General features: G+C 70.0%; 12 protein-coding genes and 1 riboswitch. Of the genes, 7 read left to right on the forward strand and 5 right to left on the reverse strand.

The features are described 5' to 3' along the window. Window positions 1-236: 236 nt before the first annotated feature. Entirely contained in the window at window positions 237-878 is a 642-nt protein-coding gene (locus ACWGKS_RS13670; RefSeq protein ID WP_358513767.1) for a TetR/AcrR family transcriptional regulator, read from the reverse strand. 158 nt (window positions 879-1036) lie between these two features. Here ACWGKS_RS13670 and ACWGKS_RS13675 point away from each other — a divergent pair, with 158 nt between their 5' ends. After that, a complete protein-coding gene (locus tag ACWGKS_RS13675) occupies window positions 1037-2611 on the forward strand; it encodes an MFS transporter (protein ID WP_358513765.1) in 1575 nt (524 codons plus the stop codon). Between the two features lie 95 nt (window positions 2612-2706). Here the strand turns inward: ACWGKS_RS13675 and argJ are convergent, their stop codons facing one another. Continuing rightward, window positions 2707-3867, reverse strand: coding sequence for a bifunctional glutamate N-acetyltransferase/amino-acid acetyltransferase ArgJ (gene argJ / locus ACWGKS_RS13680; protein WP_358513763.1), 1161 nt, complete (start codon window positions 3865-3867; stop codon window positions 2707-2709). 175 nt (window positions 3868-4042) lie between these two features. Here argJ and ACWGKS_RS13685 point away from each other — a divergent pair, with 175 nt between their 5' ends. Further along, complete coding sequence (locus ACWGKS_RS13685) at window positions 4043-5077, forward strand: serine hydrolase domain-containing protein (protein WP_452455473.1); 1035 nt, start codon at window positions 4043-4045, stop codon at window positions 5075-5077. Here ACWGKS_RS13685 and otsB read toward each other — a convergent pair. Continuing rightward, a complete protein-coding gene (gene otsB, locus ACWGKS_RS13690; RefSeq protein WP_358513761.1) occupies window positions 5046-5891 on the reverse strand; it encodes a trehalose-phosphatase in 846 nt (281 codons plus the stop codon). The genes ACWGKS_RS13685 and otsB overlap by 32 nt on opposite strands. 144 nt (window positions 5892-6035) lie before the next feature. Then, entirely contained in the window at window positions 6036-6320 is a 285-nt protein-coding gene (locus ACWGKS_RS13695) for a DUF3263 domain-containing protein (protein WP_358513759.1), read from the reverse strand. A gap of 230 nt (window positions 6321-6550) precedes the next feature. Between ACWGKS_RS13695 and ACWGKS_RS13700 the strand changes: the two genes are divergently transcribed. From ACWGKS_RS13700 to ACWGKS_RS13710, 3 genes are all read left to right on the forward strand, one after another. Next, complete coding sequence (locus tag ACWGKS_RS13700; RefSeq protein WP_358513757.1) at window positions 6551-7717, forward strand: S8 family serine peptidase; 1167 nt, start codon at window positions 6551-6553, stop codon at window positions 7715-7717. Between the two features lie 308 nt (window positions 7718-8025). After that, window positions 8026-8802 carry a class I SAM-dependent methyltransferase gene (locus ACWGKS_RS13705; protein ID WP_358513755.1) on the forward strand — a complete coding sequence of 259 codons (777 nt, stop codon included), beginning with the start codon at window positions 8026-8028 and terminating at the stop codon, window positions 8800-8802. A gap of 237 nt (window positions 8803-9039) precedes the next feature. Then, the gene (locus ACWGKS_RS13710; RefSeq protein WP_358513753.1) at window positions 9040-9636 is read left to right on the forward strand and encodes a GrpB family protein; all 597 of its coding nucleotides are present in this window, start codon (window positions 9040-9042) and stop codon (window positions 9634-9636) included. Window positions 9637-9648: 12 nt separating this feature from the next. Here the strand turns inward: ACWGKS_RS13710 and ACWGKS_RS13715 are convergent, their stop codons facing one another. Then, the gene (locus tag ACWGKS_RS13715) at window positions 9649-11085 is read right to left on the reverse strand and encodes an alpha,alpha-trehalose-phosphate synthase (UDP-forming) (protein WP_358513751.1); all 1437 of its coding nucleotides are present in this window, start codon (window positions 11083-11085) and stop codon (window positions 9649-9651) included. A 320-nt stretch (window positions 11086-11405) separates the two neighbouring features. Continuing rightward, a riboswitch (SAM riboswitch) is annotated at window positions 11406-11544 on the forward strand. Window positions 11545-11557: 13 nt separating this feature from the next. On the opposite strand from ACWGKS_RS13715, the gene thrC reads away from it, so the two are divergent. Next, window positions 11558-12817, forward strand: a complete 1260-nt coding sequence (gene thrC, locus ACWGKS_RS13720) for a threonine synthase (RefSeq protein ID WP_358513749.1) — start codon at window positions 11558-11560, stop codon at window positions 12815-12817. 52 nt (window positions 12818-12869) lie between these two features. Then, a complete protein-coding gene (locus ACWGKS_RS13725; RefSeq protein ID WP_358513747.1) occupies window positions 12870-13148 on the forward strand; it encodes a ubiquitin-like small modifier protein 1 in 279 nt (92 codons plus the stop codon). Window positions 13149-13202 lie beyond the last annotated feature (54 nt).

Consider the following 13202-nt stretch of genomic DNA (forward strand, 5'->3'; position numbering starts at 1 on the left):
GCGCGGGGCCCCGGAGCCCCGGCGGCACCGTCACGGCGTCCTCACGGTCGACAACCGAACCCGGGCCGACCGTGAGGACGTGCGGTGACTTCGCCGACGGACCCGACCCACGTGCCGAGCCACACCGGGACGCTCCGGGGGACCCACCGTCCGGGCCCCCGGAGCGGCGCCTCACCACGAGCGCCCTCACCACACGCGGCCCCATCGCCTCCGGGCTCGTCGGGTGGTGGGCCCGGTCAGGTGCCGGTGGGGGTGCCCCAGCCGCCGCCGACGGCTTCGGGGACCAGGTCCAGCTGTTCCAGGAAGCAGGCGAGCAGGCGGCCGAGGTCCTCGCATCCGGAGGCGCACCAGATCTGGTGGCCGTTGCTCAGGGCGGCGAAGAACACCGAGGCGACCAGTGACGGGCGGTGGTCGGTGGTCGGGTCCACCCCCGCGCGTTCCCCCAGGACCTTGGCGAGGCGTGCCTGGCGCCGATGGTGGTAGCGCATGTTCGCCTCGATCAGCTCGGGACTGCGGGCGATGAGGTTGCTCGCGCTGCCCTGGAGATGCAGGTCCTCGCGCTCCAGGTACTCCCAGTGGTCGCGCATCGCGTTGCGCAGGGCACGGAACGGTGCCTCGTCGGCGGGGCGTTCGCGCAGGGAGTCGAACAGACTCTGGTCCACGCCCTCCGCGGCCTCCAGGACCACGTCCTCCTTGGAGGCGAAGTACCGGAAGAACGTGCGCTGGGATACGTCGACGGCTGCGGCGATCTCCTCCGTGGTGGTCCCCTCGAACCCGCGCTCGTGGAACAGGCGGATCGCCGCGTCGATGAGGTCCCTGCGCATGCGCGCCTTCTTGCGCTCACGTAGACCGGTCGGTTCGGAGCTCGTCACGGTCATGGACGGCCTCCTTCCTCGGTGGCCTCGGATCTCGCACCCACTGCGAGGATACATGCGGGCCAGTATGACGTCAGTCACTGACTTCTTGCATGGATTGCGAAGTGTCAGTGGCTGCCATAATCTCGCCCGGTAACCAACGGGGAACCATCGGGGGAGCCATGACCGCACAGACCGCCGCACCACCGACACGGGTGGCCGAACGCCTCACCCGGAGCCCCTGGGCGACGCTGGTCGCCATCGCCTTCGGCGTGATGATGGTGGCCTTGGACGGGACCATCGTGGCCGTCGCGAACCCGGCGATCGGCGCGAGCCTCGGGGCGTCCCTGGCCGAGTTGCAGTGGGTCACCCACGGCTACCTGCTGGGCCTCGCCGTCTTCCTCATCACCGCGGGCAAGCTCGGCGACCGCTTCGGCCACCGGAACACCTACCTGGTGGGCGTGGTCGGCTTCGTCGTGGCCTCGGTGGCCATCGCCCTGTCCTCCGGGGTCATCATGTTGGTCGCCTTCCGGATCGTCCAAGGCGTTTTCGGGGCGCTCCTGCTGCCGTCGGCCATGGGCCTGATGCGCGCGAGCTTCCCGCCCAGCAAGCTCGGCCGGGCCTTCGGGGTGTTCGGCAGCCTGATCGGCGCGGCCACCGCCGGCGGTCCCATCCTGGGCGGCGTCCTCGTCGACGCGCTCAGCTGGGAGGCGGTCTTCTACATCAACGTCCCGGTGGGCGTGATCGCCCTGGTCCTGGGCCTGTGGCTACTGGCCGCCAACCGGCCCACCGACCCGGGAAGCCGCATGGACCTGCCCGGCATCGTCCTCATCAGCATCGCAGTCTTCGCCCTGGTGTGGGCACTGGTGGAGGCGCCGAGCATCGGCTGGGGCCACCCCGTCACCCTGGGTTCCCTGGGTGGGGCGATCCTGTTCGCCCTCGCCTTCGTGCTCTGGGAGCGCAAGCCCGAACAGCCGCTCATCCCGCTCGCGCTGTTCGCCAACCCCTCCCTGGCCATCGGTGTGGTGCTGATGGTGTTCATGGCCGTGAGCCTGATGGGCTCGCTGTTCTTCATCACCTTCTACCTACAGGGCGTGCGAGGGATGAGCCCCGCCCAGACCGGAACGCAGCTCATCTCGATGACCGCGACCATGGCCATCGTCTCTCCGATCGCGGGACGGATCCTCGACCGGGTCGGCGCACGGTTGCCCACCACCATCGGCCTGCTGTCCGCGGCGGCGGGCATGTTCCTGCTCTCCCGACTGACCCTGGACACCTCGGTGGTGTACCTGTCGATCGGGTTCGTCCTGCTGGGAGTGGGGCTGAGCCTGGTGATGACCGGTGCCACCGCCGCGATCATCGGGAACGCGCCGGTGCGCTTCGCCGGTGTCGCCTCCGCCGTGCAACAGGCGGCGATGCAGCTCGGCGGTTCGCTGGGCACGGCGGTCCTGGGCGCGGTCATGTCCGCGACCATCGTCACGAGGCTGCCGGACCACTACGGCGCCTTCGGCCAGGACGCGCCCTCCGGTGGTGAACTGAGCTCCATGCAGAGCGTCATCGCCCAGGGCGGCGCCGTCCTGCCCGAAGGGGCCGACGCCGACACCGTCTCCGCGATCACCACGGCGAGCAACCTGGCCTTCCTGGACGGCCTGCACCTGGCCTTCCTCATCGCCGCGGGGCTGCTGTTCGCGGGCGCGATCCTGTCGCTGTTCATGCGCGGGGGGAGGATGACCGACGGCCCCGCCGTGCACATCTGACCGCGGCGCGGTCCCGAGAGCGGCGTGCCCCCGAAACACCGTGGCCCCGGAGGAATCCGTTCCTCCGGGGCCACGTCGTCGTTCGTGGGGGTGGCTCAGGTCGTGTAGTCGGCGTTGATCCGGATGTAGCCCTCGGTCAGGTCACAGCCGTAGACGGTGAAGTCACCGTCGGCGATACCCAGGTCGACCCCGATCAGCACCTCCTGGCCCTTCATGTGCCGGGCGGCGCGCTCCAGGGTCTCCTCGGTGGCCTCTGCGGGGAAGGTCTCCACGTCACCGAAGACGATGCGCACGTTCTCCGGCAGCACGTCGGTCTCGTCCGAGCACTTGCCCACGGCCATCGCGACCCGGCCCCAGTTGGGGTCGGCCCCGTGCACGGCGGTCTTGACCAGCGGAGAGTTCACCACGGCCTTGCCCACGCGCTTGGCCTGCGCGTCGTCGCGAGCTCCGGTGACCCGCACCTCGATGAGCTTGCCCGCGCCCTCGCCGTCGGAGGCGATCATCCGGACCAGCCTCAGCGCCGTCTCGTACAGCGCTTCCTCGAACTCGGCGACGTCCACCGGGCCGGCCACACCGTTGGCGATGATCGCGGCGGAGTCGCTCGTGGAGGTGTCGGTGTCGATGCTGAGCGCGTTGAAGGTGCGGTCCACCACCCGGCGGAACACCTCGTCCAGAACCGGTTGCTCCAGCTCGGCGTCGGTGAAGAACCAGGCCAGCATGGTCGCCATGTTCGGCTCGATCATGCCCACACCCTTGGCCATGCCGGTGAGGGTCGCCCCGCCCACCTTCGCGCCGACGATCTTGGGGTGGGTGTCGGTGGTCATCATCGCCGACGCGGCGCGGTCCAGGTCGGCCGGCGGGAACTCGGCCGGCAGCCCGTCCAGGTAGGCGCGGACCCGTTCCATCGGGTAGGGGCGTCCGATGACGCCGGTGGAAGCGATCAGGAGTTCGTCGGGGTCGACGCCGGCGGCCCGGGCCACCCGGTCCCGCACCTCGCGCGCGTCCCGGGTGCCGACCTGTCCGGTGGCCACGTTGGCGTTGCGGGCTATCACGGTGACTCCGCGGGCACGGCCGTCCGAGGCCGCCTCCCGGCTCAGGCGCACACTGGGCCCGGCGAACCGGGACCTGGTGAACACGGCGGACACCACCGCCGGGGTCTGGGAGACGACGGCGAAGAAATCGTCGTCGGGGTCCTTGATCCCCATGTTTCCGGCCACGCCGACGAAACCGGCGGGAACGGGGGTCTGGCTGCTCATCGTCCTCCTCGGGAAACTCCTGAACGCCAGCCTACTTCGCCACGCCCGACCCCCTCGATTACGGCCTCCACCTGCGCGGGTTTCGTACTGTTCGTTGACGACACGGGTGTGACAAGCCGGATCGAACGGGGTATCCGCCGAGAGTGGGGGAAGACCGCTCGGGGGGAGGCGTGTGGTGCACGATGGTGACTGGCTCACGGAGACGGGGGCACGGATCCGTGGGGTCCTGAAGGTGATGGTGGACGCCGACTGGCTACCCGGTGGGGCCGCGGTGGTCGGTACCGGTGGCATGTGGGAGTTCGTCGCGGTCGGTCGGATCGACGACGAACACGACACCGCGCCGGACGTCTCCTACGACGTCGCGAGCCTGACGAAGGTGATGGCGACCTGGCCGCTGGTCGGTAGGGCGGTCGCCGAGGGGGTTTTGGACCTCAACGCTCCGATGTCCGAATACTTCGAGGGGGAGGACCTTCCCGGGGCCTGGGTGACCACCAGACAGATCCTCACGCACACCAGCAGACTCAACCAGGTGACCTGGTTGGAACGGTACGTGGGCACCGACCAGGACCTGGCCGAGGCCATCCTGTCCGATCCTTTGGAGGATCCCGGCTACCTGTACATCGACCGTGGGTTCATCCTGCTGGGGTTGCTGCTGGAACGCCTGTACGGCAAGGGCCTGGACCGATTGGCCGCCGACTTCTGGGCCGGCTTGGGCATGCGCTCGACCACCTTCGGTCCGCTGCCACGCTCGCCCGGCGTGGCCCCCACCGAGCGTCGACTCGTCGGAACCGCTCCCACCTGGGGCGTGGTGCACGACGAGGCCGCGGCGCTGATGGGCGGTGTGGCCGGGCACGCCGGGGCGTTCACCACCGCCATCGACCTGGGCACCTTCGCTCGGGAGATGCTGCGCCTGCACGAGATCGGGGCGGAGGGGGAGATCCCCGGTTCGTACGTGCGGGAGAGCTGGACCCCGCAGGTGGACGCGGGAGGGCGGCTCTCCCGCGGGTTGGGTTGGCTGGTCACTCCGGAAGGGGTGGTCTACCACAACGGGTTCACGGGGACGAGCCTGTTCATGCACCCCGAGAGCGGACGGTACGTGGGCGTGCTCACCAACGCCGTCCACCACGGGCGAGACCGCACCGGCCTGGTGGACCTGCGCGGCGCCGCCCGGTCGGCGCTCACGCCACAGGCCCACGAATCCTCTCCGTGATCTCCCCAAGGAACACGGCGAGCCCGGCGGGACCGGGGACGGTCAGGTCGGCGGCCTCGGCCACCGCGGTGACCTCGTCGGAGGACGAACAAACGGTGAGCCCGGGTGTCCCGCGTTCGCGCAGGGCCGTGACGGCCGCGAAGGCCGGCAGGTCACCGAGGTCGTCACCGGCGTAGAGGATCGAACGCGCGGCCCTCTCCTCCACCAGGGAGGTGAGGGCCGCGCCCTTGTCCACGCCCTGGGGGCGGAGCTCGATCACCATCCTCCCGGGCTCCAGTTTGAGGTCGGCGCGTTCGGCCAGGTCGGCCAGTGGTCCGGACAGCAGTTCCAACGCCCGGTCGGGGTCGTCGGCGCGGCGGGTGTGCACGGCCAGCGAACGGCCCTTGTCCTCGATCCAGGTACCCGCGGGAGCCCCGGACGCGTCGACCAGCGCGGGGAGTTCGGCGCGGACCAGGGCCACCCCCGGCGGTGGATCCGCGGCGACCACACGGCCGTCCACCCAGCGTTCGGCCCCGTAGTGGCCGAGGACGACGATGCCGGGCACCTGGTCCAGGCCGCCCAGACGCACCGCGGTGGCCGCGGGGCGGCCGGTGATCACCGCCACGGTTCCGACCAGTGCGGACAGCGCGGCCAGCGCATCCACGACCCCGGGTTGGGGTGCGGAGGCGCGGGGGTCGGCGACGATGGGGGCGAGTGTGCCGTCGAAGTCGAAGCCGGTCAGCGCGGTGGAGGGTTGGTCGAGTAGCGCCCGCAGGCCGGCGCGTCCGGCCTCGGTGCCGGGTGCGAGCGGGTTACCGGGCTCGGTCGGGGACATGCGGAAGACCTCGTCGTAGTCGTCGATGGGCCGCGCGGCGCGGGCCCTGGCGTGGACGTGTGGTCTTCGCCGAGGGGAGAGCGCGCAGGTTCGGCTTCGTGCGGATGCGGGGATCGTCCCTGGCGCACGTACCGGCCCGGTGGGTCAGATCTGAATGCCCAGGCGGCGGGCGTTGCGTTGTCGTCGACGGTCGGCGCGCAGGCGGCGCAGACGCTTGACGGTCATGGGATCGAAGGCGAGCGCCTCCGGGCGCTCGACCAGACCGTTGAGCAGTTGGTAGTACCGGGTCGCGGAGAACCCGAACTCATCGCGGATCGCCTGTTCCTTGGAGCCCTCGAACTTCCACCACTGGCGTTCGAAGGCGAGGATGCGCTGTTCGCGTTCGGCGAGGGCCGACTGACCGTCCTTGGACGGACCGATATTCGGCATGGGACACCCCCTGGACGGGTAATTGGTTTGTCCGGATCGGCGCGACTCATGCTAGCGACTCGACATGCCGGATGAGGAGCGGAAAACTCAGGAGTGGCACCAGGGCTACAGTTGCCTTCCCTACCCGGGTGGTCACTTGTCCAAGCTTGGAACCTGTGCTCGTGACAGAATCGCGAGGGTCCGGGGAGGGCCCGGCGGAACGCCGACCGCAACGTTCGAGGGAGCCTGACGTGCTCGGGGGCAACAGCCGTAGCAGGACACATTCGCGCCATCTGTTGGGCGCCACGGCCGGGACCTGCGCGTCCTTGGTCGTACTGGGGTTGACGGCGGCGCCCGCCGCCTCCTCGGAGATCCCCGACTTCCGTCCCGACCAGTGGGCCTTGACGTCCATCGGGGCGCAGGACGTTTGGGAGGAGACCCAGGGACAGGGCATCACCGTGGCGTTGCCCGGGGTGTCGGTCGATGAGGAACACCCCGACCTGCGCGACAACGTGGAGATCGACGACGGGTTCGGCTCCAACGGGGCCGACGACGAGCAGGGGACCGCGGCGGCCGGCCTGGTGGCGGCGCACGGCCACGGCATGGACGCCGACGGTGGGGTGCTCGGGGTCGCCCCCGAAGCGAACATCCTGGTGCTGCCCACCGAGGACGACCTGCCCGGTGCCATCCGTCACGCCGTGGACGAGGACGTTCAGATCGTCCTGCTGCCCGATGAGGTCGGTGACGACGAGGACCTGACCGAGGCCATCGCGGCGGCCGCCGGCGGGGGCGCCCTGGTGGTGGGCCCCGCGGGTGGGAACACGGACGAGAACGTCCTGACGGTGGCGGGGGTGGACGAGGACGGCGCGCTCATCCCGGACTCGCCCGACGCCTCCGCGATCGACCTCGTGGCACCCGGCGCCGAACTGCGGACCGCCGGCCAAGACCTGCGCCAGGCCGACGTGACCGGGACGCCCTACGCGGCCGCCGTCGTCGCCGGCGCGGCCGCGCTGCTGGCCGCCGACTACCCGCAGCTGAGCCCGGCCCAGGTGCGCGAAGCCCTGGTCGATGGGGCTCAGCCGGGTCCCGACGGCCTGCCGTCGTTGCAGGTGGGCGATGCGGTGGCCCAGGCCTCGGGTACGGCCGAGGACGTCCCCCTCGTCGACGAGAACCTGGTCCAGGAGGAGGACGAGGGCGTCCCGGTGTGGGTGTGGTTCGCCCTGGTCGGTGTGGTGTTCGCGATCGTCGTGCTCGTGCTGGTGCTGTGGGTGCGCCGCAGCAGCGCCGACCCGTACGGGGTGAAGGCCGAACGGGAGGCCGAGGACGCGGAGTTGGCGGCGGCCCGGGCCGAGCAGGCCAAGGCCGAGGAACGCCCGTCCCGGCGCAAGAAGGGCGGCCGTCGCCGCAAGGCCAAGTAGCGGTGAGGCCGGGTGACCGGGTGACCGCGTGACCGGGTGATGGTGGGGTCGCGTGGCCGGTCGCTGGAGGACGATGACGTGTGGTGTGGGGGCGTTCCCGGGTGGGGAGCGCCCCCTCGTGTGTGCGGGGTGGGTCATGGGCAGCACGATGTGGGCGGGGCCCAGAGCCCCCCGAATACGACGTTACGGCTCACGCGGGCCCTGGAACAGCGGCGGACCCGGAGCCTGTGGAAAACCCCTGGGGGCGGGAAGGGGGCACGGTTTAGGGTGGCACCGCCCCCCACCCCTTCCACGACGGGAGAAGCCGCATGGCGCGTAAGGCGGACGGAAGCGCGGGTGACGCCGACTACGGCGTGATCGCCAGGACCTACACCGACCACCGTCGGCCCGACCCCCGGATCGCCTCCTTCGTGCACGCGGCCCTGGGCGACGCGCGCACGGTGCTCAACGTCGGGGCCGGCGCGGGCTCCTACGAGCCGGCGGACCGGAAGGTCACCCCGGTGGAACCCTCGTCCAGCATGCGGGCCCGCAGACCCGACGACCTCCCGAAGGCGGTGAACGCCACCGCCGAGTCCCTGCCCTTCCCCGACGGTTCCTTCGACGCCGCCATGACCACGTTCAGCGTCCACCAGTGGTCGGATCCCACGGCCGGACTGGCCGAGGTACGACGGGTCACCGATGGACCGGTCGCGGTGCTCACCTGTGACCCGGACCTGGTGCGCCGTTTCTGGCTGTACGAATACGCCCCGGAAGTCCTGGACACCGAGGCGCGACGCTACCCGTCCATGTCCGACCTGTCCGAGGGTCTGGGCGGGCGCACCACGGTCACCCGGGTGCCGATCCCCCTCGACTGCTCGGACGGTTTCAACGAGGCCTACTACGGGCGGCCGGAGGCGCTGCTGGACTCCAGGGCCCGGCAGGCCTGTTCGGCGTGGAGCTTCGTCTCGGAGGAGGTCCACGAACGCTTCCACGCGGACCTGTCCCGAGCCCTGGACGATGGCACATGGGACCGAGACCACGGTCACCTTCGGTCGACCCCGGAACTGGAGGGTTCCCTCGTCCTGCTGGTCTCCGTTCCCGAATGAGCCGGGTGGTCGCCCGGGGGCCGTTCGACGTTGCCTCCAAGGGCTTTCGGGCGACCGTCCGGGTACCTTCGCCGGGTGTGGTGTAGTCCGGTTCCCGGTACCAGGGGAAAGGCGAAGGAAAGCGCCATCGCCGAACGTCACCGCAGGTCGACGTATGGTCACGTCACAAATGCGCGTGCATATGTAAGCCACGCGAAGGCCCTTGACTCGAACAGCGCGGACGGCAAGGCTTTGAAAATGTCCTCCCTGGAATCCCCGTCCCTGCCCTCGCGCGGCGCCACCCGGACCGATTCGCACGACCACAACCTGGTCAACGGTCGGGTCAACGTCGTCCCCTACGACCCCAAGTGGCCCTACCTGTTCCAACGGGAGGCCGACCGCATCCGTCAGGCCCTCGGCGAGCGTGTCCTGGTGATCGAGCACATCGGGTCCACCGCCGTTCCCGGTCTGGACGCCAAGGCCTGCATCGACATCCGTCTGGGGGTGGCCGACCCCACGGACGAGCCCGCCTACCTGCCGGAACTGGAGGAGATCGGGTACAGCGTCCGCGTTGGCTTCGAGGGCGAGCACGACCACCGACTCCTCAAGGGCTCACGCGTCAACGTGAACCTCTACGTCGGTACGAGGGAGTGCCCGGCGCTCGAACGCATGAGCCTGTTCCGCGACCACCTGATCGCCGACGCCGGCGCGCGCGAACGCTACGCCGCCGTCAAACGCGAGTTGGGCGAGCGGGAATGGGAGCACCTCCAGGACTACACCGGGGCCAAGGGGGAGATCATCACCGAACTCATGGCCGAGGCCGAGTCCTGGAAGGCGTCCCGGAGTCCGAACTGACCTCGGCCCCGCTCAGCCCAGGGAACGGATCTGGTCCTGGAACCAGCGACGAGGCGGCAGCGCCACCGCCGCCTCCGCCAGCCGCTCCCGACGCTTGCTCCGCTCCGCCTCCGGCATCGTCAACGCCGCGTGCAGCGCCTCCGCCGTCTCCACCGTGTCATAGGGGTTGACCAGCAGCGCGTCCTCGCCCAACTCGTCGGCCGCGCCCGCCTCCCGGGACAGCACCAGGACGGAGTCGCGCTCGGACAACACCGGGCCCTCCTTGGCGACCAGGTTCATCCCGTCCCGGATCGGGTTGACCAGCAGCACGTCCGCGATCTGGAACGAGGCCAGCGACCGCGGGTAGTCGTCGTTGACCTCCAGCACCACCGGCGTCCACTCGGGGGTGGCGAACTCCTCGTTGATCTCCTTGGCCGTCCGCAGCACCGAGTCGGTGTAGGTCCGGTACTCGGGCACGTCGCCCCGGCTCGGGTAGGCGAACGCCAGGTGCGTGACCCGCCCACGCCACTCCGGGTGCGCCCTCAAGAGCTCCCGATAGGCCTCCAGGCCGCGCACGATGTTCTTGGACAACTCGGTGCGGTCCACCCGCACGATCAGCCTGGTGTCGCCGACCAGGTCGATCAGTGTCCGCCGGCGCTCGGCCACGGCCGGTTCCGAGGCGCTCTCCCGCAGCCCGTCGGCGTCCGCGCCCAAGGCGTGCACACCCACCTCGACCACGCGGCCGCCGTACTCCACCGTGCGCTGCCCGAGGTCGACGTCGGCGCGCAGGATCTCGGCGCAGCAACGCAGGAAGGCCTCGGCCCATCGAGGGCTGTGGAAACCGAGCCGGTCGGCGCCGAGCATGCCCTCCAGCAGTTCCCGGGCCACATGGGTCGGCAGCATCCGGAAGTACTCCGGGGGAGCCCAGGGGGTGTGCGAGAAGTGCGCGATCCGCAGGTCGGGGCGGCGGGTGCGCAGAATGCGCGGCACCAGGGCCAGGTGGTAGTCCTGCACGGCCACGCGGGCGTTGTCCGAGGCCCCGCTCACCAGGGCCTCGGCGAAGGCGTTGTTGTAGGCGGAGTAGTCCTCCCAACGCCTGCGGAAGTCCGAACCGAAGGAGGGCTTGTTCGGGGTGTCGTACAACATGTGCTGCACGAACCACAGGATCGAGTTGGCCACTTCGGTGTAGGCGCCGGCCAGAGTCTCCTCCGGAATGTCCAGCATGTGGACGCGCATGCCGTCGAGGTCGTGCGTCCGGTCCAGTCGGGCCTCCGGGGCCTCGGCCGCGGCGCGCCGGTCGGCGTCGGACAGGCCCGCGCACACCCACAGGGCGTCGATCTCGGTCGCCACCGAACTCATCCCCGACACCAGTCCACCGCCGCCCCTGCGGTGCTCCAGGGAGCCGTCGGCCGTCGTGGAGAAGGAGACCGGTCCTCTGTTGGAGGCGATGAGGATCTGTGCCTTGTCCACGTGTGAGGTCCTCTCAAGTGCGCGAACGAGTGTCGCGGTGGGAAGGTGGGGAAGTCGTGGATGCACCCCCGGCGATCCGGAGGCGCACCCTAGGTCTCGCCGGAGCGCCCGGGCCCCAAACCCACCCCTGGTCAACGGGGAGGATCATCACGCTCCACGGGCACGACACGCGCGCGACGCGGCGCCGATCGGGGTCGTCTCATCCTGTGTCGAATAGCGAGACGCTTGGTGTAATCCGGATCACCCGGCATGGAAAACCGGTCAGGGCGTCGGTTACAGTGACGGTGCGTTCTCCGAGCGGAGAAGCCACAACTTCATATTGCTCATCCAGAGGGGTGGAGGGACCGGCCCTACGAAGCCCCGGCAACCATCTCGACATGTGGACGCACCATCGCGTACCGGTCGAGGCAGGTGCCAACTCCGGCCTGGGGCCAAGGTGGCCACCAGGGAAGATGAGGGGAGACACCTCGCCATGGCGATCGCCGCCGCTGAACCCACCGCTGTCCGCGCCTTCGGCCCCGGAACCGCCCTTTCCTGTCGAGAGTGCGGCGAGCGTTATGAACTTTCGCCGAGCTTCGCCTGTCAGTTCTGTTTCGGCCCCCTGGAGATCGCCTACGACTTCGGGACCGTCACCCGCGAGGAGATCGAGAGCGGCCCCAAGAACATCTGGCGCTACCGCTCCCTCCTGCCGGTCCCCACGAACGTGGCCGAGCTGCCCAACATGAACCCCGGCTTCACGCCCCTGGTCGGGGCCGACCGCCTCGCCGCCGAACTCGGGCTGAAGTCCCTGCACGTCAAGGACGACTCCGCCAACCCCACGCACTCCTTCAAGGACCGCGTGGTCGCGATCGCCGTCGAGGCCGCCCGCACATTCGGATTCACCACCCTGTCCTGTTCCTCCACCGGGAACCTCGCCGGCGCGGTCGGTGCCGCGGCCGCGCGGGCCGGCTTCGAGTCGTGCGTGTTCATCCCCGCCGGGCTGGAGGAGGGCAAGGTCGTCATGGCGGCCGTCTACGGCGGCAAGGTCGTGGCCATCGACGGCAACTACGACGACGTCAACCGCTTCTGCTCCGAACTCATCGGCGACGAGGCCGGTGAGAGCTGGGGCTTCACCAACGTCAACCTGCGGCCCTACTACGCCGAGGGTTCCAAGACGCTGGCCTACGAGATCGCCGAGCAGCTCGGCTGGCGACTGCCCGAGCAGATCGTCGTCCCGATCGCCTCCGGCTCCCAGCTCACCAAGATCGACAAGGGCTTCCAGGAGCTCATCAAGGTCGGCCTGGTCGAGGACCGCCCCTACAAGGTGTTCGGGGCGCAGGCCACGGGCTGCTCCCCGGTCGCCAAGGCGTGGGAGAACGGCCACGACGTCATCCAGCCGGTCAAGCCGGACACGATCGCCAAGTCCCTGGCCATCGGCAACCCGGCGGACGGGCCATACGTCCTGGACATCGCCGAGCGCACCGGTGGTTCGGTGGAGCACGTGGGCGACGACGAGATCGTCGACGCCATCAAGCTGCTGGCCCGTACCGAGGGCATCTTCGCCGAGACAGCGGGCGGTGTGACCACCGGCGTCCTGCGCAAGCTGGTCCGCGAGGGCCGGATCGACCCCGAGGCCGAGACCGTCATCGTCAACACCGGTGACGGGCTCAAGACCCTCAACGCCGTCGACTCCGGCGTCACGGCCACCATCAAGCCCTCCCTCGACGCGTTCAAGGCCCAGGGCCTGGTCTGATCGTCCGGCCACGCGCCACCACCCACCACCGCACTCACCAGGAGATCCGCACATGAGCGCCAGCGTCCGCGTCCCCACCATCCTGCGCACCTACACCGACGACGCCTCCGAGGTCACCGCCGAGGGCGCCACCCTCGCCGAGATCCTCGACGACCTGGAGGCCAACCACCCGGGTATCCGGGCCCGCATCCTCGACGACAACGGCAAGGTGCGCCGTTTCGTGAACGTCTACGTCGGTGACGAGGACGTGCGTTTCGAGAAGGGCCTGCAGACCGAGGTCAGGGCCGGTCAGCAGGTGTCGATCATCCCCGCGGTCGCCGGGGGCTGCTGACCGTAGGAACGATGAGGGGGCGGGCGCTCGACGCGTCCGCCCCCTCACTTCTTC

The sequence above is a fragment of the Nocardiopsis sp. NPDC055879 genome (genome assembly GCF_053615935.1).

Excerpts from the sequence above, each read along its gene's own strand:
- ACWGKS_RS13710 (WP_358513753.1), top strand. The coding sequence starts at position 9,040 with ATGTCCTCCCTGGAATCCCCGTCCCTGCCCTCGCGCGGCGCCACCCGG.
- thrC (WP_358513749.1), top strand. The coding sequence starts at position 11,558 with ATGGCGATCGCCGCCGCTGAACCCACCGCTGTCCGCGCCTTCGGCCCC.
- ACWGKS_RS13695 (WP_358513759.1), bottom strand. The coding sequence starts at position 6,320 with ATGCCGAATATCGGTCCGTCCAAGGACGGTCAGTCGGCCCTCGCCGAA.
- ACWGKS_RS13670 (WP_358513767.1), bottom strand. The coding sequence starts at position 878 with ATGACCGTGACGAGCTCCGAACCGACCGGTCTACGTGAGCGCAAGAAG.
- ACWGKS_RS13705 (WP_358513755.1), top strand. The coding sequence starts at position 8,026 with ATGGCGCGTAAGGCGGACGGAAGCGCGGGTGACGCCGACTACGGCGTG.
- ACWGKS_RS13725 (WP_358513747.1), top strand. The coding sequence starts at position 12,870 with ATGAGCGCCAGCGTCCGCGTCCCCACCATCCTGCGCACCTACACCGAC.
- otsB (WP_358513761.1), bottom strand. The coding sequence starts at position 5,891 with ATGTCCCCGACCGAGCCCGGTAACCCGCTCGCACCCGGCACCGAGGCC.
- ACWGKS_RS13675 (WP_358513765.1), top strand. The coding sequence starts at position 1,037 with ATGACCGCACAGACCGCCGCACCACCGACACGGGTGGCCGAACGCCTC.
- argJ (WP_358513763.1), bottom strand. The coding sequence starts at position 3,867 with ATGAGCAGCCAGACCCCCGTTCCCGCCGGTTTCGTCGGCGTGGCCGGA.